At 62.5% G+C, this 24,344-nt stretch carries 20 protein-coding genes; 15 read left to right on the top strand and 5 right to left on the bottom strand.

Annotated features, from left to right (window positions below):
- Positions 1-15: 15 nt before the first annotated feature.
- Positions 16-726, bottom strand: a complete 711-nt coding sequence (locus NMG70_RS16670; protein WP_254025558.1) for a GntR family transcriptional regulator — start codon at positions 724-726, stop codon at positions 16-18.
- Positions 727-938: 212 nt separating this feature from the next.
- Between NMG70_RS16670 and NMG70_RS16675 the strand changes: the two genes are divergently transcribed.
- The 6 genes from NMG70_RS16675 to NMG70_RS16700 all read left to right on the top strand — a co-directional run bounded on the left by NMG70_RS16675 (position 939) and on the right by NMG70_RS16700 (position 7,444).
- Positions 939-2,417 (top strand): ABC transporter substrate-binding protein, encoded by a 1,479-nt coding sequence (locus NMG70_RS16675; RefSeq protein ID WP_254025559.1) that lies wholly within the window; start codon positions 939-941, stop codon positions 2,415-2,417.
- 86 nt (positions 2,418-2,503) lie between these two features.
- On the top strand, positions 2,504-3,463 hold the full coding sequence (locus NMG70_RS16680) for a carbohydrate ABC transporter permease (RefSeq protein ID WP_254025560.1): 960 nt from the start codon (positions 2,504-2,506) through the stop codon (positions 3,461-3,463).
- The gene (locus tag NMG70_RS16685; protein WP_254025561.1) at positions 3,460-4,350 is read left to right on the top strand and encodes a carbohydrate ABC transporter permease; all 891 of its coding nucleotides are present in this window, start codon (positions 3,460-3,462) and stop codon (positions 4,348-4,350) included. Before NMG70_RS16680 ends, NMG70_RS16685 begins: the two co-directional genes overlap by 4 nt.
- A 10-nt stretch (positions 4,351-4,360) precedes the next feature.
- Positions 4,361-5,458, top strand: a complete 1,098-nt coding sequence (locus NMG70_RS16690; RefSeq protein WP_254025562.1) for an ABC transporter ATP-binding protein — start codon at positions 4,361-4,363, stop codon at positions 5,456-5,458.
- Between the two features lie 49 nt (positions 5,459-5,507).
- Positions 5,508-6,671 (top strand): mandelate racemase/muconate lactonizing enzyme family protein, encoded by a 1,164-nt coding sequence (locus tag NMG70_RS16695; RefSeq protein WP_254025563.1) that lies wholly within the window; start codon positions 5,508-5,510, stop codon positions 6,669-6,671.
- Positions 6,672-6,694: 23 nt separating this feature from the next.
- Positions 6,695-7,444 carry a ribonuclease activity regulator RraA gene (locus NMG70_RS16700; RefSeq protein WP_254025564.1) on the top strand — a complete coding sequence of 250 codons (750 nt, stop codon included), beginning with the start codon at positions 6,695-6,697 and terminating at the stop codon, positions 7,442-7,444.
- 41 nt (positions 7,445-7,485) lie between these two features.
- Here the strand turns inward: NMG70_RS16700 and NMG70_RS16705 are convergent, their stop codons facing one another.
- Together NMG70_RS16705 and NMG70_RS16710 are read right to left on the bottom strand one after the other, a co-directional pair.
- Positions 7,486-8,610 carry a Gfo/Idh/MocA family protein gene (locus tag NMG70_RS16705; protein ID WP_254025565.1) on the bottom strand — a complete coding sequence of 375 codons (1,125 nt, stop codon included), beginning with the start codon at positions 8,608-8,610 and terminating at the stop codon, positions 7,486-7,488.
- Positions 8,611-8,619: 9 nt separating this feature from the next.
- The gene (locus NMG70_RS16710; protein WP_254025615.1) at positions 8,620-9,297 is read right to left on the bottom strand and encodes a GntR family transcriptional regulator; all 678 of its coding nucleotides are present in this window, start codon (positions 9,295-9,297) and stop codon (positions 8,620-8,622) included.
- Between the two features lie 131 nt (positions 9,298-9,428).
- Between NMG70_RS16710 and NMG70_RS16715 the strand changes: the two genes are divergently transcribed.
- Both NMG70_RS16715 and NMG70_RS16720 read left to right on the top strand, forming a co-directional pair.
- Complete coding sequence (locus NMG70_RS16715; protein WP_254025566.1) at positions 9,429-10,586, top strand: LLM class flavin-dependent oxidoreductase; 1,158 nt, start codon at positions 9,429-9,431, stop codon at positions 10,584-10,586.
- A gap of 67 nt (positions 10,587-10,653) precedes the next feature.
- Positions 10,654-11,199, top strand: a complete 546-nt coding sequence (locus tag NMG70_RS16720; RefSeq protein WP_254025567.1) for a flavin reductase family protein — start codon at positions 10,654-10,656, stop codon at positions 11,197-11,199.
- 38 nt (positions 11,200-11,237) lie between these two features.
- On the opposite strand, the gene NMG70_RS16725 is transcribed toward NMG70_RS16720, so the two are convergent.
- Entirely contained in the window at positions 11,238-12,281 is a 1,044-nt protein-coding gene (locus tag NMG70_RS16725; RefSeq protein WP_254025568.1) for a LacI family DNA-binding transcriptional regulator, read from the bottom strand.
- Positions 12,282-12,400: 119 nt separating this feature from the next.
- Between NMG70_RS16725 and bglB the strand changes: the two genes are divergently transcribed.
- The 7 genes from bglB (at position 12,401) to NMG70_RS16760 (ending at position 21,369) form a co-directional block, all read left to right on the top strand.
- Positions 12,401-13,489 (top strand): beta-galactosidase BglB, encoded by a 1,089-nt coding sequence (gene bglB, locus NMG70_RS16730; protein ID WP_254025569.1) that lies wholly within the window; start codon positions 12,401-12,403, stop codon positions 13,487-13,489.
- On the top strand, positions 13,486-14,322 hold the full coding sequence (gene kduI / locus NMG70_RS16735; RefSeq protein WP_254025570.1) for a 5-dehydro-4-deoxy-D-glucuronate isomerase: 837 nt from the start codon (positions 13,486-13,488) through the stop codon (positions 14,320-14,322). Before bglB ends, kduI begins: the two co-directional genes overlap by 4 nt.
- On the top strand, positions 14,319-16,844 hold the full coding sequence (locus tag NMG70_RS16740) for a hypothetical protein (RefSeq protein ID WP_254025571.1): 2,526 nt from the start codon (positions 14,319-14,321) through the stop codon (positions 16,842-16,844). The genes kduI and NMG70_RS16740 overlap by 4 nt, the downstream gene beginning before the upstream one ends.
- Positions 16,845-16,925: 81 nt before the next feature.
- On the top strand, positions 16,926-18,188 hold the full coding sequence (locus NMG70_RS16745) for an ABC transporter substrate-binding protein (RefSeq protein WP_254025572.1): 1,263 nt from the start codon (positions 16,926-16,928) through the stop codon (positions 18,186-18,188).
- Positions 18,189-18,203: 15 nt separating this feature from the next.
- Positions 18,204-19,229, top strand: coding sequence for a carbohydrate ABC transporter permease (locus tag NMG70_RS16750; protein ID WP_436798402.1), 1,026 nt, complete (start codon positions 18,204-18,206; stop codon positions 19,227-19,229).
- Positions 19,226-20,278, top strand: coding sequence for a carbohydrate ABC transporter permease (locus NMG70_RS16755; protein WP_254025573.1), 1,053 nt, complete (start codon positions 19,226-19,228; stop codon positions 20,276-20,278). The genes NMG70_RS16750 and NMG70_RS16755 overlap by 4 nt, the downstream gene beginning before the upstream one ends.
- Before the next feature lie 8 nt (positions 20,279-20,286).
- Positions 20,287-21,369, top strand: coding sequence for an ABC transporter ATP-binding protein (locus NMG70_RS16760; protein ID WP_254025574.1), 1,083 nt, complete (start codon positions 20,287-20,289; stop codon positions 21,367-21,369).
- Between the two features lie 185 nt (positions 21,370-21,554).
- On the opposite strand, the gene fdhF is transcribed toward NMG70_RS16760, so the two are convergent.
- The gene (fdhF, locus tag NMG70_RS16765) at positions 21,555-24,344 is read right to left on the bottom strand and encodes a formate dehydrogenase subunit alpha (RefSeq protein ID WP_254025575.1); all 2,790 of its coding nucleotides are present in this window, start codon (positions 24,342-24,344) and stop codon (positions 21,555-21,557) included.

Here is a 24,344-nt window from a genome sequence, read left to right on the forward strand (position 1 = left end):
ACTGTATCTTCGTTCCTATCCGGCCCGAGCGGCGTTGCGCGCACGCATCTGTTCGAGAATATGCCGGCCGGAACCCTCGACATGGCGGGAAACGAGTTCGGCCGCCTTGTCGGCTTCTCCCGCTTTTACGTGCGCGATGAGTTCGCGGTGCTCGCGAATGATCGCGGCACGCCGCGCGAGCGTGAAATTGAAACGCCGGCTGACGGCGCGCAGCACTTCGCGATGCTTCCACCAAAGTTCGGCGGCATGGCGGTTATAGTGCCGCTGGTACATCACAGTGTGGAAAGCGGTATCAAGCTCACTGTGCCTGAAGGTGTCGGCAAAGTTGTTCTCTTCAATCAGCCCTTGGAGACGTTCGAGTTCGGCGATGTCCTCGCCGGTCGCCATGTTCACAAACCATCGCGTCAGCGCCGGCTCGATCAGAACACCGATTTCATAGATATCCCGGACAAAATCCTGATCTATGGGTCGAACGCGCGCCCCGCGATTGGGGAGAAAGGTGACAAAACCCTCCCCGCGCAAGAGCTGCAGGGCCTCGCGCACGGGGTTGGTCGAGGTGCCGTGACGCCGGGCGAGATCGGTGACCACAAGCCGTTCGTTGGCGGCGAGCCGTCCCTCAATGATGTCTTCCCTGATCAGTTGATAAAGCGAGGCGCCCTCGCTGGAGGCCCCGATGGGATCAGTGCCCACAGGTGGCATGGCTTTAAAATCATCTACTTCGGCCAAGGCCGGCTCCCCTAATCAATACATACCCTGCCCGATATCACACACGGTTTTCACAAACAATGTACGATCCAGCGCGTTGACAGGCAATCCACGATCTGAAAACGTACAAAATGATCGAAGGGATACATAGAACAGAAAGGCGTCCCGCGGTCGAACGAGCTAGACCGCCTTGCCTCGGCGCAGGGCGGCATGGAGAACCAGGGAGGATACCTATGACGAGGATTACGCTCGGCAGTGCGGTCCTGCGCGGCACTGTCGCCACTGCTTTGATGGCATCGCTGATGTCCACATCGGCGCTCGGAGCGCCGCCGGTCGACCTCAGCAAGTGGTCGCCGGAATATGTGCGCTCCATTGCGGGCACACAGGATTTTGACACGGCGGCCGATTGCGCCAAGGTCACCCCGCTCGATTACAAGGGGCGACTGACCTTCTGGTATCAGGGCGTGTTCGAGGGCGACCCCGACCTCCTGCGCCAGTACTACAAGGATTTCTTCGCGACCTTCCGCAAGACCTATCCGAACATCCAGCTCGAGGAACAGGCCCTCACCTATAACGACCTGCTTGACAAGTTCCGGACGGCGCTTCTGGGCAATGCAGCGCCGATGGCGGTCCGCCTGCAGATCCTGGGTGGTACCGAGTTCGCCTCAAAGGGCTATCTGCAGCCGCTCAAACCCGAGGATGTCGGGTATTCCACCGAGGACTACTGGCCCGGCGCCATGAAGGCCGTGACCTGGGAGGGGGTGAGCTACGGCATTCCAACCAATAACGAGACGATGGCGTTCATCTGGAACGCCGACATCTTCAAGCGTGCGGGCCTTGATCCGGACAAGGCTCCGGCAACCTGGGACGACGTTATCAAATATTCCAAGCAGATCCACGACAAGCTCGGCATTGCCGGTTACGGTCTCGTGGCTCGCAAGAATGCCGGCAATACGCCGTACCGCTTCATGCCGCAGCTGTGGGCCTATGGCGGCGGCGTCTTCGACGAAGCCACCGCCAACCCGACCTATGAGCAGGTCAACCTCGATAGCCCGCAGAGCAAGGCCGCGCTGCAAGCCTCGTACGACATGTATGTTCGCGACAAGTCGGTTCCGGTTTCGGCGCTCACCAACCAGCAGGCCGATAACCAGCCCCTGTTCCTCGCCGGCCAGCTTGGCATGATGATCTCGCACCCGTCCGACTATGACGTCATGCTCGACCTGCAGAAGAAGGCGACGGGGGCCGACAAGGACAAGGCGCAGACCGTCATCGACAACATGCGCTACGGCCTGATTCCGACTGGCCCCGACGGCAAGCGCGCAGTCGTGTTCGGCGGCTCGAACATTCACATCCTGAAGCCTGAATATGTCGAGGGCGGCAAGGTCGACGAGCCGGCTGCAAAGGCTATCATCTGCATGTGGACGAGCCCTGAATGGTCGCTGAAGATGGCCTATGCCGGCTCGAACCCGGGCAACCTTAACGGCTTCAAGACCAAATGGATGAAGGAACGCCTGGACAACATCAAGTTCCTCGATGTCACGACCTCGATGCTGCCATATGGCATCCCGTTCCCAGCGCTGCCGCAGGCCCCCGAGATCATGAACATCATCGTCCCGGACATGCTGCAGAATGCCCTGACCGGCGCGATGACCGTCGACGAGGCAGCGGACGACGCGGCCAAGAGGGTAAGAGACCTGATGGGCGGACTCTAGTCCAAGCCTCACCGGCTGCACCGATGATTCAGCCGGTCGGTCCCGAAAAAATCCGGTTCGTTCGGAAGAAATAAGGGCGCGCCACAGTGACGATCGTGACCGGGAAGGCCGAGGCTCGCCGAAGATTGCAATCCGGCAGGCCCGGCGTGCTACGCCAGATATGGGAGCATCGCGCCGACTATGCGTACGTGCTCCCTGCGATCGCGGTGATGCTGATCGTCATCGCCTATCCGATCTACTACACGATCGAGCTGTCGTTCTTCAAGACGCCGCCCGGCCTGCAACTGCGCGACAAGACCTTCATAGGCTTGGACAACTACACGACCATCCTCACCAGCGAGGTGTTCTGGAGAGTCACCTGGAACACTCTGATCTGGACGCTGGGCTCCACCTTGATTGCCTTTGTCCTGGGGTTTGCCACCGCGCTGGCGCTCCACCGCGAATTTGTCGGCCGCGGCGTCCTGCGCGCCATCCTGATCATTCCCTGGGTCATCAGCGCGGTCGCCGCCTCCTATATCTGGAAGTGGATCTATCATTCGGACTTCGGGATCATCGGTGCGGTGCTGGTCGGCCTCGGATTGGCCGACCGACCGCCGAATTTCATCGACAGCGTCAACACGGTGCTGCCTTCCCTGATCGTCGTCAATATCTGGCGCGAGTTCCCGTTTGCCATGATCATGATGATGGCCGGCCTGCAGACCGTGCCCGAGCAGTTGCTGCGCGCCGCGCAGGTCGACGGCGCCAGCGCCTGGCAGCGCTTCTGGCACGTCACCTTCCCGCACTTGCGCAACGTCTCGACGGTGACGATCCTGCTGCTCGCGGTGGCCAACTTCAATTCCTTCATCATCCCCTGGATCATGACCGGCGGCGGGCCCTCCAACGCATCGCATATCTGGATCACCCACATTTATGAGCTCGCCTTCGGCCGGCAGCGCTGGGGCGTGGCATCTGCCTATTCGGTGCTCCTGTTCCTCACCCTGATGACGCTCGGCTACTTCTACGTCCGTGCGCTAAGCGGTAACGAGCGGCAAGAGGGGAGCGCATGAGCACGACTGCCGAGACAGCCCCGCTAGCCCTGGGCCGTCGCCGGATGCGCGTCGACGGATGGCGGTGGACCGGGCGTATCTTCCTCGCGTTCATGCTGCTTTACACCGCGGTGCCGATGATCTGGATGCTGATCACCTCGATCAAGTCCGGATTCGCGGCGATGCAATTCCCACCGCAATGGTGGCCGGACGAACCTACTCTCGCCAGCTATGAGAAGCTGCTCGATCCCCAGAACAGCGTCGGCCAGGACTTCCTCCGCTTCTTCTGGAACAGCCTTTTCGTGTCGACCGTCACGACAATCCTCTCGGTGATCGTCGCCGTCCCTGCGGCCTACGCGTTTTCGCGTTTCAGTTTCCCCGGCCGGAACTTCCTGTTCTTCGCCGTGCTGCTGCGCAACATGTTCCCGGCGGTGATCTTTCTCGTGCCGCTGTTCATCCTGATGCGCCTGCTCGGCTTGATGAACACGCATGGCTCGCTGATACTCACCTATCTCACCTTCGGCCTGCCGCTGGCGATCTGGTTGCTCAAGGGCTTTTACGACAACATTCCGGTGCAGCTCGAGCAGGCGGCGCGCATCGATGGGGCAACGCGGTTCCAGGCCTTCATCTTGATTGTGATGCCGCTCTCGACGCCGGGGATCATCGCCACCGCGATCTATTCGTTCATCGGCGCATGGAACGAGTACATCTACGCCTACACCTTCCTCACCAAGAACGACCAGTTGACACTGCCGGTCGGCATCCAGCGCTTCTTCTCGGAAAACACGACAGACTTTCCGGGCCTGATGGCGGCCAGCTTTATGATGAGCGTGCCCGTCGTGGTGCTGTTCCTCGTCCTGCAACGATACTTCGTACGCGCCCTGACAGAAGGCGCGGTCAAGCACTAGGGAGTTGCCGATGGCCCACGTGGTCCTCAAAGAACTCGTCAAGGCCTATGGCAGCTTCAAAGCCGTCAACGACGTGTCGCTGACGGTCAATGACGGCGAGTTCGTCGCGCTTGTCGGCCCCTCAGGCTGCGGCAAGACAACCACGCTCAATCTCGTCGCGGGGCTGATCCCGATCACATCGGGCGACATCGTCATCGGCGACCGGGTGGTCAACGACCTCGACCCCAAGGACCGAGACATCGCAATGGTGTTCCAGAACTACGCGCTCTATCCGCAGAAATCGGTTTACAAGAACCTGGCGTTCCCGCTGCAGATGCGCAAGCTGCCCAGGGACGAGATCGACAAGAAGGTCAAGGAAGCGGCGCGAGTGCTCGACATGGAGCACCTGCTCGAGCGCAAGCCGCGCGAACTTTCGGGCGGGCAGCAGCAGCGGGTGGCCCTGGGCCGAGCGCTTGTTCGCGACCCCGCCGTGTTCCTCATGGACGAGCCGCTGTCTAACCTCGATGCCAAACTGCGCGTGCAGATGCGGTCGGAGATCAAGCGCTTCCACCAGGACCTCAAGGCGACGATCATCTATGTGACGCACGACCAGCTCGAAGCCGTGACCATGGCCGACAAGATGGCGGTGATGAACGGCGGCTACCTGCAGCAATACGATTCACCGGCGCAGGTCTTTGCCCATCCCGTCAACATGTTCGTCGCCAGCTTCATAGGCAGCCCGGCGATGAGCCTTATTCCGCTGCAGGCATCGACGGCGAACGGCAACTCTGTGTTGACCAGCGCGGAGGGCTGGAGCTTTGAGCTCTCGCCGCGCAACGCCCAGAAGGTCGCAAGGGCAACGACCAGGAAAGTCGTGCTCGGCGCGCGTCACTCGACGATCAAGCTGCGCAAGAGCGCGGTCGCCGGTGCCATTCCGGCCAAGGCCTACACGGTGGAGCCGACCGGAGATGTCACCTTCGTGCAGGCGTTCCTGTCCGGCGCCATCGTCAACGTCAGCGTGCCGCCGAACATTGCCGTCGCGCCCGATGAACAGATCTGGCTCGAGTTCGACCAGGAGCGGATGCATCTGTTCGACGGCGAAACCGAAATGGCCCTCAAGGCGAACTGAGACAGGGCGCCAACTGAGACGGGGCAGATGCGTTTGGAACCTGGCGTGGATGACTACGAAGCTTAAGATCACCGCGATCAAGCCCTATCCAGTGTGGGTAGGAACGCGCAACCAGATGCTCGTCAAGGTCGAGACCGACCAAGGCATCTTCGGCTGGGGTGAGAGCGGCTTGAGCGGTCGCGAGAAAGCGGTGGCCGGCGCGGTCGAGCACTATCGCGAGTTTCTCATCGGCTGCGACCCGATGCAGATTGGCCGGATCTGGCAGGAGGTTTATCGCAGCCAGTACTTCGAAGGCGGACGAGTTCTGCAGGCGGCGATTTCCGCCATCGACATCGCCCTTCACGACATCAAGGGCAAGGCGCTGGGAGTGCCGGTCTACGAGTTGCTGGGCGGCAAGCAGCGCCACCGCATCCCCACCTTCGCCTCGACCGGAGACGAGGCCGAAGATGACGCTGCCATCGAACGAGCCCGCGAGCTGCGCGCACAGGGGTGGCAGGCGATCCGCTTCTTCCCCGCCGGGCAAAACAGCAGCGACATCTTCGAGCCGCGCCAGTCGATCGGCGCGACCGCGAGTCTGCTTAACAGGGCGCGCGAGGCGCTGGGCGACGACGTCGTCCTCGGCATCGACTATCATCATCGGCTGTCGGTGGCCGAGGCGGCGAGCTTCTGCAACAAGCTCGGCCGCGGCGTGCTTGATTTCATCGAGGAGCCGATACGGGACGAGACACCGGAGGCCTACGAATCCCTGCGCACGATGACCGACATCCCCTTTGCCATCGGCGAGGAATTTGCCAGCAAGTGGCAGTTCCTGCCCTACATCGAGCGCGGCATCCACCAGTTCAACCGGCTCGATGTTTGCAATGTTGGCGGGCTTACCGAGGCGATGAAAGTCGCGGGCTGGAGCGAGGCGCACTATGTGGACCTGATGCCGCACAATCCCCTTGGTCCGGTGTGCACGGCCGCGACCGTGCATCTCGCCGCCGCGGTACCCAACTTCGCGTGGCTCGAGACCAGGGAGCCCGAAACAAAGCTGGGCTTCGACAATTCCGACTTCTTCCCCGTGCAACCACGGCTCGACGGGACCGACTATCCGGTCGTCGATCTGCCCGGGCTCGGCGTCGAGGTCAACGAGGAAGCGATCCAGGCGGCGAGCTTTCGTTTTTGGGAAGCGCCTCACCTCAAGCGCCGCGACGGTTCTGTTACGAACTGGTAATTGCCTTTCAACCGGAGTCCACCATGACACATGCTCCCGACATCACCCGGCCGCCAAAAGACCTGATCGATGCGCTAAGGGAGATCGGCGCCGCGACGGTTGCCGGCACGCTTGGCCACATGGGTTTTCGCAATCCGCACATGGTGGGACCGGTGGCGCAGAACCACGGCAAGTCGATCGTCGGGCCGGCGCTGACGCTGCAGTTCATGCCACAGCGGCCGGACCTGTTCACCGAGGGAGAATATGCCGATCCGGAGACGCAGCTGCATCGGCACGTGCTTTATCACGTACAAGAGGGTGATGTGGTCGTGGTCGACGCGCGCGGCGACATGAGCTCGGGCGTCTTCGGCGATATGATGTCGACGTATTTCAAAGGCAGGGGCGGCGCGGGCATCGTCATCGATGGTTGCATGCGCGACCGGCCTAATGTCGAAAAGCTCAATCTGGCTCTATGGCTGCGCGGCTGGACGCCGAACTATCATGTGCAGACCAGCATCTATCCCAATGCCGTCAATGTTCCGATTGCCTGCGGCGGTGTCACGGTGATCCCCGGTGACATCATCGTCGCCGACGACGACGGGGTCGTGGTGCTTCCCGTCGCAATGGCCGCAAAGGTGATCGAAGAATCACAGAAGCACCACGATTGGGAGGAGTTCTCGCGAGTGAAACTAATGGAGGGCGGGCCGTTGCAACGCTACTATCCGCTGCATGACGATGCCCGCGGGGAGTACGAGGAGTGGCGCAAGACAAAGCGCCTAGAGAACCCCGGTTAGCGCATCGATTACCCTGTGGCGGGCGGCAGCGGGGGCTACCATCAGCCACACTGAGCGCTCTCGCAGGCATCGAGTGGGTTGGAAATGACCGCGCCCTGGTTTGCCGACAATTGTGCGGCCATACCCATGACGACAGCTTTCCAGCCATCATCCAGCGTCGCCTCAACCGGCCCCTCGCCTCGCAGGGCGGCGCAGAACCGCTGATGCTGATAGAAAGTCGAGCCGTTGTGATCACCGGCCGTCAACAATTGTGGGTCTACCGGGATCTCGACCGTGTACGGTCCCTGCGGAGAGCGCGGGCTGACGATCAGCTGCGGCGTCGGCGCCGCGCCGAGATGAGCTGGCCAGAAGCGGCCGGGACCCGGCACCAGGCATTCAACTTTACCTCGCGCACCAACGGCGCTGATCTCCTCCTGATAGCGGCTGCCCTCGGCATACATGCATAGTTCCAGCATGGCGCGCGCGCCGCTGGCGAAATCGACCAGCACGTAGCCGCAATCCCAGATATCGGGTGTTTCGCCATCATAATTTTCGTTGAGATGGTTCACTTCCTGTCCGGCCGACGCCATGATCCTTACCGGTTCCGATTTCAGGATCAGCCGCATGAGATCGAAGAAATGGCAGCATTTTTCGACGAAGGTGCCTCCCGATCGACGGTTGAAGCGGTTCCAGTGGGCCACCTTGTCCAGGAACGGATAGCGATGTTCGCGGATTGTCAGCATCCGGATGCCGCCGGTGGCGGCCTGCGCCTGCTCGATGAATCGAGCGACCGGCGGCATATAGCGGTATTCCATCGCGACCCAGACTGGTGCGGTATAGGTCGCGGCGAACGCCTTCACCGCGGCTGCGTCGACCGGATCGGTGAAAAGCGGCTTCTCGACCAGGATGGGCAGCGCACGGATAGCAGCGATTTCCTTGAGTTGCGCGAAATGCACATAGTTCGGACTGGCGATGAGCAAGCAGTCGACGCGCGGATCGGCCGCCACCTCCGCGACCGAGTCGGCGATCGACGCTTGCGGGGCAAAGTCTGCCGCGCGTGCGCGCATCGTCGCATCGGGCTCGAAGACCGCCGCGACGCCGACATCGGGCAGCAGCGCGATATTGCGAAGATGCTCCTGCCCCATCATGCCGCAGCCGATGATGCCGTAGGAGATGTGCTTCGCCATATCCGTTCCTTATCGCAGCCGCGCGACGTAGCGTGCGACACGATGATCAAACCAGGTCCTGGAAAACTCCGCGCTGGCGCCGTCCTGCATCCAGCCGGTACGCTCGATGAAGCCGGCGGCGGCGCCCGGCGCGAGGCCGAATTCAGGCACCGCCCATCCCGGCACCTGACCGACCCCGACGCGGTCCTCTGCACGCAAGATCCAGATGCCGAGCGCCTTGCGATAGTAGAGATAGAGCGAATCCGACAGTTCTCCGATAGCAACCGTCTCCGCACGGGAACTGTCGAGCCAGATCTCCTCCAGCGCCGCCGGCTTGCCGCCGAGGCTCCGCAGCCGTCTTATTCTGTGGGCCTCGCTGCTCGACCCGAACACCGGCAGGTCCGTCGGTTTCGCCAGCCGATCGACTGACAGAACGCGCGCCGTCGGCAGCCCGCCTCCCTCCAGGAGTTCCAGCCGGAACATGGAATAGACACTGGCCACGTCGGGTTGCGACCGTACGTAGTTGCCGGACCCCTGGATGCGACTGAGCAAGCCCTTGCGCTCGAGATCGCCGAGCGCCTTGCGCAAAGTACCGACCGCTATTCCAAGGCCCGCAGCCATGTCGCGCTCCGGCGGAAGCTTCTCGCCCTCGATCATCCGCCCGGCGGCGATCTCGCGGATCAGCATTTCGCTGACCTGCTGATGCATCGGAAGCGCGTAGGCGTTTCTGGAGGTGGTCACATTGTCTCCAACGCAAAATTGATACACTATTGATCTACACAAACACGAATGATATGCAACAGGGAAATCCAGTCTCTGACAACCAGGGAGTGCCGGCATTGACGGTCGTTCCGGTGACGTCCGCAGATCTCGATTCTGCTGAAGTGTCGTGGTTTTCCGCTTTGTGTTCCGATGATTTCCGCTATCTCGGCGTACCGGATGGCGCGCTGCGGTCGAGTTGGGAGCACTGCTCCGATATCGTCAAGTCAGCCGAAGGGCTGGGCTTTCGCAATATCCTGTGTCCCTCGTCCTATCAGGTTGGCCAGGATACTCTGTCCTTCGTGGCGGGCTGCGCTCCGATAACCTCGACGATCAACCTTCTCGCGGCGGTGCGCTGCGGCGAAATGCAACCGATCATGCTGGCGCGCACGCTCGCAACGCTCGACCACATGCTGAAGGGCAGATTGACTGTAAACGTCATCTCTTCCGACTTTCCCGGCGAACTCGCCGACAGCCGCTTCCGCTATCAGCGTTCGCGCGAGGTTATCGAGATCCTGCGTCAGGCCTGGACGCGCGATGAAATCGACCATCAGGGCGAGGTCTATCAGTTCAAGAAAGTAACCGCCGACCCCGCAAAGCCCTACCAACAGAATGGCGGGCCGCTACTCTATTTCGGCGGCTATTCGCCCGACGCGCTCGAACTCTGCGGTGCGCAGTGTGACGTGTATCTGATGTGGCCGGAGGCGAAGGACGTGTTGGCGCAACGAATGCGTGATGTTCACGAGCGTGCAGCCGCCCATGGCCGCACATTGGACTATGGCCTGCGCGTCCACGTGATTGTGCGCGACACCGAAGCCGAAGCCCGCGACTATGCTGAGGAGCTGGTTTCGAAACTCGACGACGAGCAGGGCAGAGTTATCCGCTCCCGCGCACTGGACGCGACATCCCTGGGCGTCGCGCACCAGGCAAACAACCGCGCCGGCGCCGACGCGCACGGCTATGTCGAGCGGCATCTGTGGACCGGCGTGGGCCGCGCACGCTCCGGTTGCGGCGCCGCGATCGTCGGCTCGACCGACCAAGTCATGTGCGAGATCGAGGAATACCGGAAAATGGGCATCCGCGCCTTCATCTTCTCCGGCTATCCGCATCTCGACGAGGCCTTGTCCTTCGGCAAGCGCGTGCTGCCGAACATCAGCACCTGCTCGCTGCCGCATGCCTATGGCCGGGTGCCGGAAATCACCCCGGCGACTCCGCTCGGAACCGGGGATCTGCGATGACGATGCTGCGAATGCGCCTCAACGAGATTGAAGCTTCCACCGCAGCCCTTGGCCAGGGGGGCGCCTGATGTACCACTTCCTCGACCCCGAGCAGCAACCGATGAAAAGCTTCGTGCCCGGCCCCGACCACAAGCGCGAGTTCCGCGACGCGCTCGGCCGGTTTGCGACCGGTATCACCGTCGTCACCACGATGACGCCTGATGGTCCCGTCGGCATCACCGCGAACAGCTTTGCATCGGTGTCCCTCGACCCGCCGATCGTGCTCTGGTCGATCGGCCGGCATTCCAGGCGCTTTGCCGCCTTCGCAGGTTGCAAGCATTTCGCGGTTCATGTTCTGGGCGCGGAGCAGATCGAGCTAAGCCAGCGCTTCGCTCGCCTCGGTCAAGCCTTCGACGGCCTCCCGCACGACCTGAACGATGCCGGCGTGCCGCTGCTGGGTGGCTGCCTGTCGCGGTTCGAATGCGTGCGGATCTCCGGTCATGAGGGCGGCGACCATGTGATCGTCGTTGCCCGCGTAACCGCCGCGAGCTTGCGAGACGGCGAACCTCTGCTTTTCTTCGGCGGAGGTTACGGCCGCTTCGAATACGGTTCGAACGTGACCCCATCGATGTAGCGATGGCTTGGCCCGGACAGCGGTGTGAACCACACGTCTCAGGCGTGAACCGGGCCGGTCGACTGGCGTTGCACGATATGGCAGGCGAATTCGATGCGCCGCGGCGGCATGTCCCCGCCGAGATCGGCGAGCAGGAGGTCGAGCGACGCCGCGCCGATCTCGCGCATCGGGATATGCATTGTCGTGAGGGGCGGGTTTTGGAAAGCCGCCTGCGGAAGGTCGTCCATGCCCATGACCGACACGTCGGCAGGCACCTCGTAACCCGACTTACGGATCGCCATCATCGCGCCGATAGCGAGGCTGTCGCCCGCGGCGAGCACAGCTGTGAAGTCAAGGCCACGCGCCTCGATGCGCCGCGCAATCGCTTCGGCCGCAAGCTCCGGCAGCCAATCCGCCACCTCCACAGCCAGGTCGCCGGCCGCCAGGCCGCGCTCTCGCAATGCGTCCTGCCAGCCCTCGAAGCGACGCTCGATCGTGCGCCGCCCGCGCCGCATCAGGAACAGGATGCGCCGGTGGCCGAGGTCGAGCAGGTGCTGCGTCGCGAGATGCGCCGCCGAGCGGTTGCATGGCGTCAGACTCGAATGGTGCATCGCCGGGTCGTCGCCGTTTATGAGCACGATCGGCTTGCCGAAACCGCCGGTCAGCGTCAGCACCGCCTCGTCGTCAAGCGTCAGAAACAGGCAGCCGACGACGCTCTTGTCTTGCCTGGCATCATCGAGCAGCGCGATCTGATCATCGGCGTCGGCGATCGAGCGCGGCACCAGCTCGACACCGAGAGTTTTTGCACGCTCGTTCAGTCCGTCGAGCACATAGAAGGTGAACTGGTTGCGGCCATAGTCGATCATGGCAGCGTTGCTTGCGGCGAGGATCGCCTTGCGGCCGGCGATCGAAGTGGGGATCGTGTAATTCAGCTTCCTGGCGGTTTCGATGATCGTCGACCGAAGATCGCCGCGCACGCCCTTGCCGCCGGCAAGCGCCCGCGACGCCGTGCTGACGGAAACGCCACAGCGCGCGGCGACGTCTTCGAGCCGCACGCGCCGGCTGGGCGTGCCGCGCTTCCCGCTTTCGACATTCACGACCATCGGCTATTTCCTCACCAGATCTGCATGCTGCAAAAAAATTTCAGATTGCGCAATAAAAAAACTTGTGGCACCCATTTACCCGACATCGCGCAAACTTGGGAGGAGTGGTGGCGTCGTCCATGAGAGATATGCGCTCAAAGCTCGACCTGCTCGTGCGCGGCATGACTGGCCTGCGCCATGACGGCCGTTTCGACGAGCCCAACCTCGACGGCACGGCCGGCGACTACATCAGCTTCGATTCCTGGGAATGGCCGCAGGGTGTGGGGCTCTACGGCCTCGTTTGCCTCTGGCGGCACAATCGCGACCCGAAGCTTCTGAAGACAATCGAAGACTGGTACGAGCGCCATTTAAGGGCGGGCCCGCCGCCGATGAACATCAACACCACCGCTCCGATGATGGCGCTGGCATTGCTCTGGCGCGAGACCCGCGATCCGCGCTGGGAAACGCCTCTCGGCCAATGGGCCGAAAGGCTGCTTCGCCACATGCCTCGCACGCCCGAGGGCGGGTTCCAGCACAATGTCTCAGACAAGATCAACGACGACGAATTGTGGGACGACACGCTATTCATGGCTGGCCTGTTCCTCGCTTTCCACGGACGCGCCGCCGGCCGGCAATCCTGCATCGACGAGGCTGTTCGCCAGTTCCTCGTCCATGCTCGCTATCTCGCCGACCCGAAAACGGGCTTGTGGTTCCATGGCTGGACATTTGCCGGCCGGCATAATTTTGCCCGCGCTCTCTGGGCCCGCGGCAACGCCTGGATCACAGTCGGCATCCTCGACCTGATCGAAAATGGCGGTGTCGGCAAGCCAGTCGAAGCCTATCTGCTTGGCCTGCTGGAAGCGCAGATCGACGCGCTGGTGCGCCTGCAGGCGCCATCGGGAGCATGGCACACTTTGCTCGATGACCCGACCTCCTATGAGGAGATGTCGGCCACCGCCGGCATCGGCTATGGTCTCATGAAAGCTGCGCGCCTAGGCGTCGGGCCCAAGGCGTGCGGTCCGGCGGGCCGGCGCGCACTCGACGCGGTGCTGGCCAGCATCGACGAGAACGGCGTGCTCGGAAACGTTTCCTATGGCACCCGCATGGGCCATGATCTCCAATTCTACCGCGACATCCCGATCCAGCCTACCGGCTACGGCCAGGCCCTGGCGATCCTCTGCCTCACCGAGGGGATGATCCATGCCGAAGCTGCCGAGGCGGCGGCATGACGATGCGCGTTCTCTTCGGCGCCGGTCCGGGCGACATCGATGGCTACGGGACGGAGCGGCTACGCGCCGAGTTTCTGGTGGAGCGGCTGTTCGAGCCCGGCCGCATCGCCTTCGCTTACACCCATGTCGACCGCATGATCGTCGGCGGCGCGTGCCCAACCGGAGAGAAGCTGAGTTTCGGCGATGGCGCGGACGTCGGCACGCCGCATCTGTTCACCGCGCGCGAGATGGGCATTGCCAATCTCGGCGGCGCAGGAACGGTGAGCGTCGACCAGCAGCGCTTTGCGCTCGCCAACCGCGATGTGCTCTATGTCGGGCGCGGCGCTAAACAAGTGACGCTCGAAAGCGACAGCGCCGCGCACCCCGCCTGGTTCTATATGAACTCGGTTCCGGCCGGCGCAGACATCAAGCATCGGCTGATCACGAAATCCGAGGCGAAGCCGCTTGAACTCGGCGAGGAGCGACGCGCCAACAAGCGGACATTGCGCATGTACATTCATCCCGAAGTCGCGCCTTCCTGTCTGCTGCTGATGGGCATCACGGATCTTGCTGCGGGAAGCGTCTGGAACACCATGCCCCCTCACCTGCATGAGCGGCGCATGGAAGCCTATCTCTATTTCGATCTCGCGGCGGAAGACCGGGTGGTCCATCTGATGGGACGGCCGGACAATACCCGCCATCTGATCGTGGCCAATGGCGATTGTGTCATCTCGCCGGCCTGGTCGATCCATATGGGTAGCGGAACCGGGCCCTACGCCTTCGTCTGGGGCATGACGGGCGAGAACCAGGCCTATAACGACGTGTCGCCCGTGCCCGTTGAGATGCTGCGATGAACACCGTGGAACCGATTACGCATGATCTTGCGCTGCGCCGGCCGCTCGCGCTCGGCGGCCCCGTCGTTTACTGGCTCGTCGGCCCAACGTCTGAGCAGCGCTACGATGTTGCAGATCAGCCGATGCAAGGGGAGATGGATCCCTTCTTCTTCCTGACCAAGCACAAGAATTTCATCCCGCACGAATATCCCTGCCGAACCGAGTTTGCCGCCGAACGCCGCGGGAAACGGCCCACGCCGCAGGGCGTGTTCGAGCCGGACCGTGTTTGGCTTCCGTTCGGCTCGCCGCGCGTCGACCTGTCGGGCTTCTGGTTCCGCCCGACCGTGGTCGCCACCTGGGCAAGTACCGTGCTCGACGCAGTCTCGGACGGCCGGGCGCGGCTGCGGCTGCGCACCTGCGGCGGCGCCGTTTTGTTCGTCAACGGGATAGAGGCCGGCCGGATGGCGCCCTACGGGCGCAATCTCGAGGCTTCCCAGGATGTCGAGGTCGATCTCGTCGCCGGCGCCAACCAGATCAGCATCTGGTTCGACGATCTCGCCGAGCGTGACGCACGCTATTTCTTCCAACTCGACTATCTCCGGGGCCCAGCTGCCGAACAGGTCTTGCCCACGACCGTCAAAGGCGACGTCGCGGCGGCCATGGAAGCCGCTCTCGACGCGATGCATTTCGAGCGTCCATTTTATTCCGACGGCGAAGTGGCGCTGGTGACGGATGTGGCGCTGCCGGTTGCGGTGGATGTAGCTGTCGTGATCGAGGGCGACTTCATGTCGATCGAGGCGCCCGTGATCTTCCGCCGCCGCATCGAAGCGGGGGCAAGACGCATCACGATTGCCGCCACGGAGGACCTTCCCGCCGACTTCCGGCATTTTGCCGTATCGCTTTCATATTCAGGCTTTGTTGCCCGGCGGGTCTTCGGCGTGGAGATCTGTCATGCGGCGCGTCAGGGCCGCGCTCCTGCCCTCCTTGCCGACAGGATCGGCGAAGCCCTGGAACAGGTCTCCAACTTCGCCGAGGCCGATACCGTGCGGGCGCTGGCGCGGCTGGCGACGGGCCGCGGCGGCGCCGAAACCGACGCCATCATTGCTGCTGCACTGCCGGCGATCGAAGATTGCCACGACTGCGCCGATTTCATCCTGGTTCCACTGCTCTGGTGCCGTCGTGCCTATGGCGACGCGATCGCGGTCGATCTCCGTCACCGCATTGACGAGGCAATCCTCAACTACCGCTATTGGATGGATGAGCCGGGCAACGACGTGCAGTGGTACTTCTCCGAAAACCATGCGCTTCTGTTTCACACCGCGGCTTATCTCGGCGGCCATCTCTTGCCCGATGCCCGCTTTGTCCGCTCGGGGCGCACCGGCGTGGAGCAGTCGACCGTGGGTCTTGCGCGGGTGCGCGCCTGGCTCGATCATTTCGAGGCATGGGAAATGGCGGAATTCAACTCCGCCCCTTATTTCCCGATCGATCTCAAGGGGTTGACGATCCTATATGCGCTTGGGCCAGACGCTGACGTCCGCCGGCGCGCCGGGGCTGCGATCAACCGCCTGCTCGAGATCGTCGCCCGCTCGGCTCAGCAGGGCATGCTTACCGGCGCGCAGGGCCGCTCCTACGAACACACGCTGCGCGCCGCCCGTTCACTGGAACTTTCCGGCATTGCACGCATGCTGTGGGGCAAGGGTTTCTATGGCATGCGCTTCCACGCCCTGCCGCAGCTTGCACTCTGCCTGCGCGACCATGGCCTCCACGTCCCGCAAGAGCTGACCGGCATCGCTTGCATGGCGGGCGACGACGCGCAGGAATGGTGCTTCGCGCAGGGCCTGAACCGGATCGCCAAGCTCTACCACTACAAGACCCGCGATTTCGCCATGGGAAGCGCAGCAGCCTATCGCTGGAACGAATGGGGTTATCAGGAAACGGTGCTGCACCTGCGCCTCGGCGGCAATCCCGACGCGCAGATATGGATCAACCATCCCGGCGAGACAATTCATTCGGGCTATGGCCGGCCGTCCTACTGGGGCGGCTCCGGAACTCTGCCGCGCGTGCATCAATACCGCGATCTGGCAGTTGTGCTGTTCAGCTGCGCTGCCGAGCAGCCCGACTTTACCCATGCCTGGTTCCCACAGAGCGCGTTCGATGAAGCTTGGGTCAAGGAACATATCGCTTCGGCGCGCGGCGGCGATGGGTTCGCGATGCTGAAGGCCGACAGCGCCTTCGAGCTGGTCGGCCGCGGACCGACCGCTGGAAACGAGCTGCGCGTGCCGGGCCACCAAGCCGCATGGATCATCCGCTTGGGCCGGCGCCGGCAATACGGGTCGCTGGAGGAATTCGAGGCGCGGTTTTCTCAGCTCGCGCTCGGCCACGGAAAAAACGACCTTCTGCATGTCAATGACCCGGAATACGGCGACGTGCTGTTCCATCCGGATGGCCGCATAGAGGCTGAGGAGCGTGTCATCGATCCGGCCGACTGGCAGGTCAGCGGCGAAGCCTCGTTCTTCACAGCCGACGCCATCGCAATCAGGTAAGGATCAGATCAAAAGGAGCCGACAAGCAGCTCGGACAGCGACAATCAAGCGGTGGAAACCGCAAAAGCGGAGGAGTGAACCATGAGAATGAATTCGATAATCCTGGGCCTTTCGGCGGGCCTTCTGTCGTCGACCGCGTTCGCAGGCGACGTTCGCGTGATGTGGTACTCGGATGGCGTCGAGGGCGAGGTTATACAGGACCTGCTCAACCGCTTCATGAAAGACAATCCGGGCATCAACGTCATTCTCGACAATGTCGCCTACAAGGTTGTCCAGGAGCAGCTTCCGGTCGAACTCGAGGCAGGACGCGGTCCCGATATCGCCCGCGTCACCAATATCAAGGAACTCGCCGATCATTGGCTCGACCTGACGCCCGTGATTGCCGATCCAGCATACTGGCAGACGAATTTCGGCGACCAGTTCGACTGGATGCGCCCTGACGGTTCCAAGATCATTCCGGGCTTCATGACCCAGATCACGCTGACCGGCAGCTTCGTCAACAAGACGCTTTTCGAACAGGCCGGCGTGCCGATCCCGGCCGACACCGCAACCTGGGACGAGTGGATCGATGCCGCCGGCAAGGTGCAGCAGAGCCAGCAGCTCAACGCAGCCTTTGCCATCGATCGCAGCGGCCATCGTATCTCGGCGGCGAACATCTCTTATGGCGCCAACTACATCGGCGGTGATCGACTGCCGGCGCCGATCGACGCGGGCACGAAAGCTTTCGCCGAGAAACTGGTCAATTGGGTTGCCGACGGCCGCATGAACAAGGAAATCTGGGTGTCGGCGTCAGGCACGACCTATCGCGCGGGGGCCGACGACTTCATAAATGGGCAGATTGCCTACTACTATTCGGGCAGTTGGCAGGTTGCCAACCTGGCCAGCAAGATCGGTAAGAACTTCGACTGGGTGGCGACGGGCTCGCCGTGCGGCACCGCCGCCTGCACCGGCATGCCGGGCGGCGCCGCGCTGGTCGCCATCAAATACACGAAGACCGCGTCTGAAGTCGGCAAGGTGATGGACTTCCTGGGCCGCGAGGACATCGTGCGCGAATTCACCGAGCGCACCCTGTTCCTGCCCGCACACAAGGGCGTTCTCGCCGGCAAGATCGATTACAAGACCGATGACGAGAACGTCAAGGCGTCACTCGAAGCCTTCCTGAAGGCATCGGGCAAGATCGCGCCGAATGCCGCCGCCCTGCCGGCATGGAAATGGGGAACTCCGGTTTATGGCGCGCTGGTGACCCGCATCAGTCAGGTCATGGCCGGCGAGCTGAAGCTCGACGAAGCTTTCGCCCGCATCGACGAGGACATCAAGGCACAGGTGGCCGAGGCCTCGAAGTAGCGTCGCGGCAGTGTCATGGCAGACGTCCGAAACGGCATAGCAACCCGCGCCGGCGCCATGATCCTGGCGCCGGTCGGCTGGCTTGCGAATTTGTTCGATGCGCCACTGCGCATGTTGCAGCGGCGCACCGGCAGCAATGGCATGGCCGTGTTCTTCCTGGCGCCGAACATGCTGGTGTTCGGCATTTTCGTGCTGTTTCCGCTGGTCATCAACATCCTCTATTCGATGACCGGTGGCGGGGCGCTGTTCCTGGGCGACCGCACCTTCGTCGGCGCCGATCAGTATGGGCGGCTGTTCAGTTGCGGCAGCTATCTCGATCCGAAGAGCTGCACCGAGGACCTGTTCTGGATCGCTGTCTGGAACACCCTGGTCTTCGTCGTGCTGCAAGTGGCGATGATGGTCGCCGTGGCGCTTGTCACCGCACTTGTGCTCAACCGTGAGTTGCGTGCGCGCAGTTTCTGGCGCGCCGTATTCTTCTTCCCTGTCCTTTTGTCGCCGGTCGTGGTCGGTCTCATCTGGCGCTGGATCCTGCAGCGGCAGGGATTGCTCAACCTGATGGTGTTCGAGGCGGGCGGAACCCCGGTCAACTGGCTGGTGGAGCGCAGCTGGGCCTTCACCGCGACGATCATGGTGTCGGTCTGGGCCCATGTCGGCTTCTATTCGCTGATCCTTCTCGCCGGCCTTCAGGCCATTCCGAAAGACCTCTATGAGGCCGCCGAGATGGACGGCACCCGGCCCTTGCGCGTCTTCTGGCGCATAACGCTGCCCTTGCTGGCGCCCAACCTCCTGGTCGTGCTGGTGCTGACACTCATCCGCGCCGTGCAGATATTCGACGAGGTCTATGTGCTGACCGGCGGCGGTCCCGGGACCAGCACGCTGTTCCTCACGCAGTACATCTACGAGGTCGGCTTCGCCTCGATGCTGCGCAATCCGGGGCTCGCCTCCGCGGCCTCGATCCTCATGGGAGCGGTGCTGGTCGTGCTGACCTTGATCCAGCTGGGCATCGCCAGGCGCAACGAGCAGCGGGGCAAAATGCGATGAGCAGGGTTGCGGAATTTCTGTTTCGCCGGCGCGGCGGCGCCAGCTGGCACTGGACCGACGTTTTCACCTGGTTCTGGCTGATCGGCGGGCTGATTGTCATGTTCGGCCCGGCGCTCTGGCTGGTCAACTCCTCGTTCAAGACGCCTGCCGCGCTGGCGGAGTTCCCCCCGACTGTTTTGCCCTATGTCACCGCCGAAGCTATCGTGGAGGGGTACGAGGAGCCGCTGCAGCTATTCGAAGTGCGCAATGACGACGGCAGCGTGCGCGTGCTCGCCGAAGTGCGCCGCCTCGGCACCATCGCGCAGATGGTCGATCCCGCCAACCCGGGCGCGATCATACGCGTCAACATCCGGAACCGTACGCCCAAGCGTAGCATCGCCTTCGCGCTCGACAATTACGTCCAGCCTTTCCTCGCCTTTGACTTCTTCCTCTATCTACGCAACTCGGTCTTCGTCACCGTGGTCGCCACCCTGATTACGCTCCTGACCAATTCGATGGCCGCGTTCGCACTGTCGAAGTACAATTTTCGGGGACGTTCGGCTGTGATGATGCTCATCGTCGCGACGCTGATGGTGCCGCTTTCCGTCATTCTGGTGCCGCTCTATTCGGTCATCTCGGCAATGGGACTGTTCAATTCGCTATGGGGCGTGATCCTGCCCACAGTGGCGACGCCCACGGGCGTCTTCATGCTACGCCAGTACATGCTGACGATACCCGACGAGCTGATCGAGGCAGCGCGCATGGACAAGGCGTCCGAATGGCAGATCTACTGGCGCATCATCCTGCCGCTGACCGCCCCCGCGCTGGCGGTATTGGCGATCTTTTCCGTGGTCTGGCGCTGGAACGACTTCCTCTGGCCACTGATCGTGTTGTCGCGCAAGGAGGTCTATACGCTGCAGGTTGGTCTCAACACCTATGCCGGCCAACTCAATGTGCAATGGCATTACATCCTGGCCATGACTGTCGTCACCATGATCCCGGTCGTGCTGGTGTTCATATTCCTTCAGCGCTTCATCACCACCGGCATTGCCGGCTCCGGTCTGAAATAGAGGCTACCATGAGCCAGATCACACTCACCGGCGTATCGAGGGCTTTTGGCAAGGTCGGCGTGCTGCACGACATCAATCTCGACATCCTTGACGGTGAGCTGATCGTCTTCGTCGGCCCCTCCGGCTGCGGCAAGTCCACGCTGCTGCGGCTCATCGCCGGGCTTGATCGGCCGACAGGCGGCTCCATCGCGATCGACGGCAAGGACGTGACCACCGTTCCGGCCGCCGACAGGGGATTGGCGATGGTGTTCCAATCCTACGCGCTTTACCCGCATATGAGCGTGCGCCAGAACCTGGCCTTCGGACTGGAGAACGCCCGTATGGCGCGCGCCGAAATCGATGCGCGCATCGCCGAAGCCGCGCGGATGCTGGAAATCGCGCCGTATCTCGACCGGCGCCCCGGCCAGCTCTCCGGCGGCCAGCGCCAGCGCGTCGCGATCGGCCGCGCCATCGTGCGCAATCCCACCGCTTTCCTGCTTGACGAGCCGCTGTCCAATCTCGACGCCGAGCTGCGCATCTCGACACGCGCCGAACTGGCCGCGCTGCACGAGCGACTGTCGGCGACTATGGTCTATGTCACGCACGACCAGATCGAGGCGATGACGCTTGCCGACCGCATCGTCGTGCTGCGCGCCGGCCGCATCGAGCAGATTGGCACGCCGCTCGACCTCTACAACCATCCGGCCAATCTGTTCGTCGCCGGTTTCATTGGTGCACCGCGTATGAACTTCCTGCCGGTAAAGGTGGCACCCGGAGGCACTGGCCGGTCAAGCCTCACGCTGGACGGTTCAGCTGGATTCGAGATCGACGGGAACGTCAGCGCGGCCAATGGCGACGTGACGCTCGGGCTGCGGCCGCATCACATCAGCCTCGCCGACGCCGGCAAGGGCGACATTGCGGCACGCGTCGCGCTTGTCGAAGCCCTCGGCTCCGAGACAATCGTCCACACCAGGACAAGCGGCGGCCAGACCATGCTTGCGGTTGTCGCCGGACAATATCCGGTGGCTTCAGGCGACACGGTGGATCTGAAGTTCGATACCAGCCATCTGCATCTTTTCGATGACACCGGCCAGCGCATCGCTGTGCGTTAGAAGCCCGTTCGGGATGGCGTCGGAGAATGAATGGGCGTCCCGGACATGACGGGTGGATCTTTCAATTGGGCAATCCCATTGGCAGGGCCGCATGCATCTTTAGGCTGCATGGACGTTTCGAGGGATGACGCAATTCGACCTACAGCACGTTCAGCAACCTATGCGTGCAGATTGCGGGTACTGGTTCATTCGGCAGCTTCGGCCTTCGCCGCCGGCGCAATTCGCGCGGCGCAGTATTTGAACTCCGGGATCTTGCCGTAGGGGTCCAGCATCGGGTTGGTGAGCATGTTGGCCGGACTTTCGTTGAAGCAGAACGGCATGAACACCGTGCCGTCGGCGACCTCGCGGTCGGCCCGGAGGATGGCGTCCACCGTCCCGCGCCGGGTCTCGACCGCAATCATTTCCCCTTGGCGCAGGCCGTGCCGCTTGATCTCATAAGGGTTCATCGCAGCGATGCCGTGTGGCTCGATCGCGTCCAGCACGCCCGCCCGGCGGGTCATGGAGCCGGTGTGCCAATGCTCGAGCAGGCGGCCGGTGGTGAGCACCAGTGGAAACTCTTCATCGGGCACTTCGTCAGGCGGTAGCAAATCGGCCGGCACGATGCGGCCGCGTCCGTCCGCGGTCGGGAATCCGGATGAGAAGATGATCTCATTGCCAGGCTTGTCGGGGCCGTCGGCCGGATAGACAACGGAACCTTCGCGCTCGACGCGGTCCCAGGAGATGTGCTTGAGCGAAGGCATGACGCTGGCCATCTCGGCATAAACATCCGAGACATGGCCGTAATTCCAGTCCAGACCGATGCGCCTCGCCAGTTCGACTATCAGTTCCCAGTCCTGACGCGCTTCGCCTGGCAGTTCGAGTGCTGGACGCCCAATCTGCACCTGCCGGTTGGTGTTGGTGTATGTGCCGAGCTTTTCGGCATGCGCCGAGGCCGGCAGCACCACATCTGCATGCCAGGCGGTCTCGGTCAGGAAGATGTCCTGCACCACGAGATGGTCGAGCATGGCCAGTGCTTGCCGGGCATGCGTCTGGTCCGGATCGGACATGGCCGGGTTCTCGCCCATTATGTACATGCCCTTGATTTCGCCTTCATGGATGGCGTCGATGATTTCGACGACCGTCAGGCCCCGTTTCGGGTCCAGCGTCTGGCCCCAAAAATTCTCATATGCGCCGCGGATGTCGATGTTCTCGACCGATTTATAGTCGGGGAAATACATCGGGATAAGCCCGGCATCGGATGCGCCCTGCACGTTGTTCTGGCCGCGCAGCGGGTGCAGGCCTGTTCCCGGCCGGCCGACATGCCCGGTGATCAGCGCCAGAGCAATCAGGCAGCGCGCATTATCGGTACCGTGTGTGTGCTGGGAAATGCCCATGCCCCAAAAGATGATCGACCGCTCGGCGGTCGCGTAGGTGCGGGCGACGTCGCGCAGCACGCTCGCCTCGATGCCGCAGACCTCGGCCATCGCCTCGGGCGAAAAATCCTTCACCTTGGCCTTCAGGGCCTCGAAACCGGAAGCGTTGGCCTGGATATACTGCTCGTCGTAGAGCTTTTCCTCGACGATGACGTGGATCAGCGCGTTCAGCATGGCGACGTCGCTGCCGGCCTTGAATTGCAGCGAATGCGAGGCATGGCGCATCAGGTCCTGGCCGCGCGGGTCGATGACGATCAGCTTGGCGCCGCGCTTGGCCGCCTGCTTGAAATAGGTCGCGGCGACCGGATGGTTGGTGGTCGGCCGTGCGCCGATGACGATGATGCATTCGGCCTTCAGCGCGTCGTTGAAGGGCGCCGAAACCGCACCCGAACCGACGCCTTCCATCAGCGCCGCCACCGAAGATGCGTGGCAGAGCCGGGTGCAATGATCGACATTGTTGGTGCCAAAACCCTGGCGCACCAGCTTCTGGAACAGATAGGCCTCTTCGTTGGAGCCTTTCGCCGAACCGAAACCGGCCAGCGCCTGCCCGCCATGATCCCTAAGGATTGACTTCAGCCCGCCGGCGGCGCGCGCAAGCGCTTCTTTCCAGGTAGCCTCGCGAAAAACGGTTAGCGGATCGACGCCGCGCATATCGGCATCACCCGACTTCGGCGCATCGTCGCGGCGGATCAGCGGCTTGGTCAGCCGTTCAGGCGACATCGCATAATCGAAGCCGAAACGACCCTTGACGCAGAGCCGGTTCTCGTTGGCATAGCCATTGCGGCCATCGACCTGAACGATCCTGTTGTCCTTGACGGCAACGCTGGTCTGGCAACCGACGCCACAGAACGGGCACAGCGTGTCGACGACCTTGTCGAATTGCTGGATGACCCGGGTCTTGCCTGCGCTATCCATCAGTGACTTTTCGTAGAGCGCGCCGGTCGGGCAGGCCTGCACGCATTCACCGCAGGTGACACAGGTCGACAGGCCCATCGGATCGTGCATGTCGAAGACGGGAAGCGAGTGATTGCCGCGCTCGACCATGCCAATCACATCGTTGACCTGGACCTCGCGGCAGGCCCGGACACAGGCGCCGCAAGTGATGCAGGAATCGAGATTGACGGCAATGGCGGGGTTGGTGATGTCGAATTCTGGCCGGACATCATCCGTGGCGAATTTTGAGCTGTAGCGACTGCCTGAAATGCCCATCGAACCAGCCCACTGCCAGAACATCGACTGCTGATCCGGACCGTCGGCCATCGGCCGCATGTTGCTGGCGAGAAGCTCGAACACCATCTGGCGCGATTTCGTAGCCCGTTCGGTATCCGTCTTCACCACCATTCCGGCGGAAGGCTTGCGGATACAGGAAGCGGCAAGCACCCGTTCGCCCTCGACATCGACCATGCAGGCGCGGCAATTGCCGTCTGGCCGATAGCCGGGCATGTCGACATGGCACAGATGCGGGATCCTGGTGCCTTCGCGCTTTGCAACGTCCCAAATCGTCTCGTCGTCAGCGGCTGTGACCGTTTTGCCGTCGAGGGTGAATATGACGCCATCTGCCAT

It is taken from the genome of Mesorhizobium ventifaucium (assembly GCF_935822925.1).
In the GTDB taxonomy this organism is placed as follows: Bacteria; Pseudomonadota; Alphaproteobacteria; order Rhizobiales; family Rhizobiaceae; genus Mesorhizobium; species Mesorhizobium ventifaucium.

Bases quoted from the DNA above. Each gene is read 5' to 3' on its own strand.
- kduI (WP_254025570.1), top strand. From the start codon at position 13,486: ATGACGATGCGCGTTCTCTTCGGCGCCGGTCCGGGCGACATCGATGGC.
- NMG70_RS16700 (WP_254025564.1), top strand. From the start codon at position 6,695: ATGACACATGCTCCCGACATCACCCGGCCGCCAAAAGACCTGATCGAT.
- NMG70_RS16705 (WP_254025565.1), bottom strand. From the start codon at position 8,610: ATGGCGAAGCACATCTCCTACGGCATCATCGGCTGCGGCATGATGGGG.
- NMG70_RS16695 (WP_254025563.1), top strand. From the start codon at position 5,508: ATGACTACGAAGCTTAAGATCACCGCGATCAAGCCCTATCCAGTGTGG.
- NMG70_RS16760 (WP_254025574.1), top strand. From the start codon at position 20,287: ATGAGCCAGATCACACTCACCGGCGTATCGAGGGCTTTTGGCAAGGTC.
- NMG70_RS16750 (WP_436798402.1), top strand. From the start codon at position 18,204: ATGGCAGACGTCCGAAACGGCATAGCAACCCGCGCCGGCGCCATGATC.
- bglB (WP_254025569.1), top strand. From the start codon at position 12,401: ATGAGAGATATGCGCTCAAAGCTCGACCTGCTCGTGCGCGGCATGACT.
- NMG70_RS16675 (WP_254025559.1), top strand. From the start codon at position 939: ATGACGAGGATTACGCTCGGCAGTGCGGTCCTGCGCGGCACTGTCGCC.
- NMG70_RS16725 (WP_254025568.1), bottom strand. From the start codon at position 12,281: ATGGTCGTGAATGTCGAAAGCGGGAAGCGCGGCACGCCCAGCCGGCGC.
- fdhF (WP_254025575.1), bottom strand. From the start codon at position 24,344: ATGGCAGATGGCGTCATATTCACCCTCGACGGCAAAACGGTCACAGCC.
- NMG70_RS16685 (WP_254025561.1), top strand. From the start codon at position 3,460: ATGAGCACGACTGCCGAGACAGCCCCGCTAGCCCTGGGCCGTCGCCGG.
- NMG70_RS16720 (WP_254025567.1), top strand. From the start codon at position 10,654: ATGTACCACTTCCTCGACCCCGAGCAGCAACCGATGAAAAGCTTCGTG.
- NMG70_RS16755 (WP_254025573.1), top strand. From the start codon at position 19,226: ATGAGCAGGGTTGCGGAATTTCTGTTTCGCCGGCGCGGCGGCGCCAGC.
- NMG70_RS16740 (WP_254025571.1), top strand. From the start codon at position 14,319: ATGAACACCGTGGAACCGATTACGCATGATCTTGCGCTGCGCCGGCCG.
- NMG70_RS16690 (WP_254025562.1), top strand. From the start codon at position 4,361: ATGGCCCACGTGGTCCTCAAAGAACTCGTCAAGGCCTATGGCAGCTTC.
- NMG70_RS16745 (WP_254025572.1), top strand. From the start codon at position 16,926: ATGAGAATGAATTCGATAATCCTGGGCCTTTCGGCGGGCCTTCTGTCG.
- NMG70_RS16710 (WP_254025615.1), bottom strand. From the start codon at position 9,297: ATGCATCAGCAGGTCAGCGAAATGCTGATCCGCGAGATCGCCGCCGGG.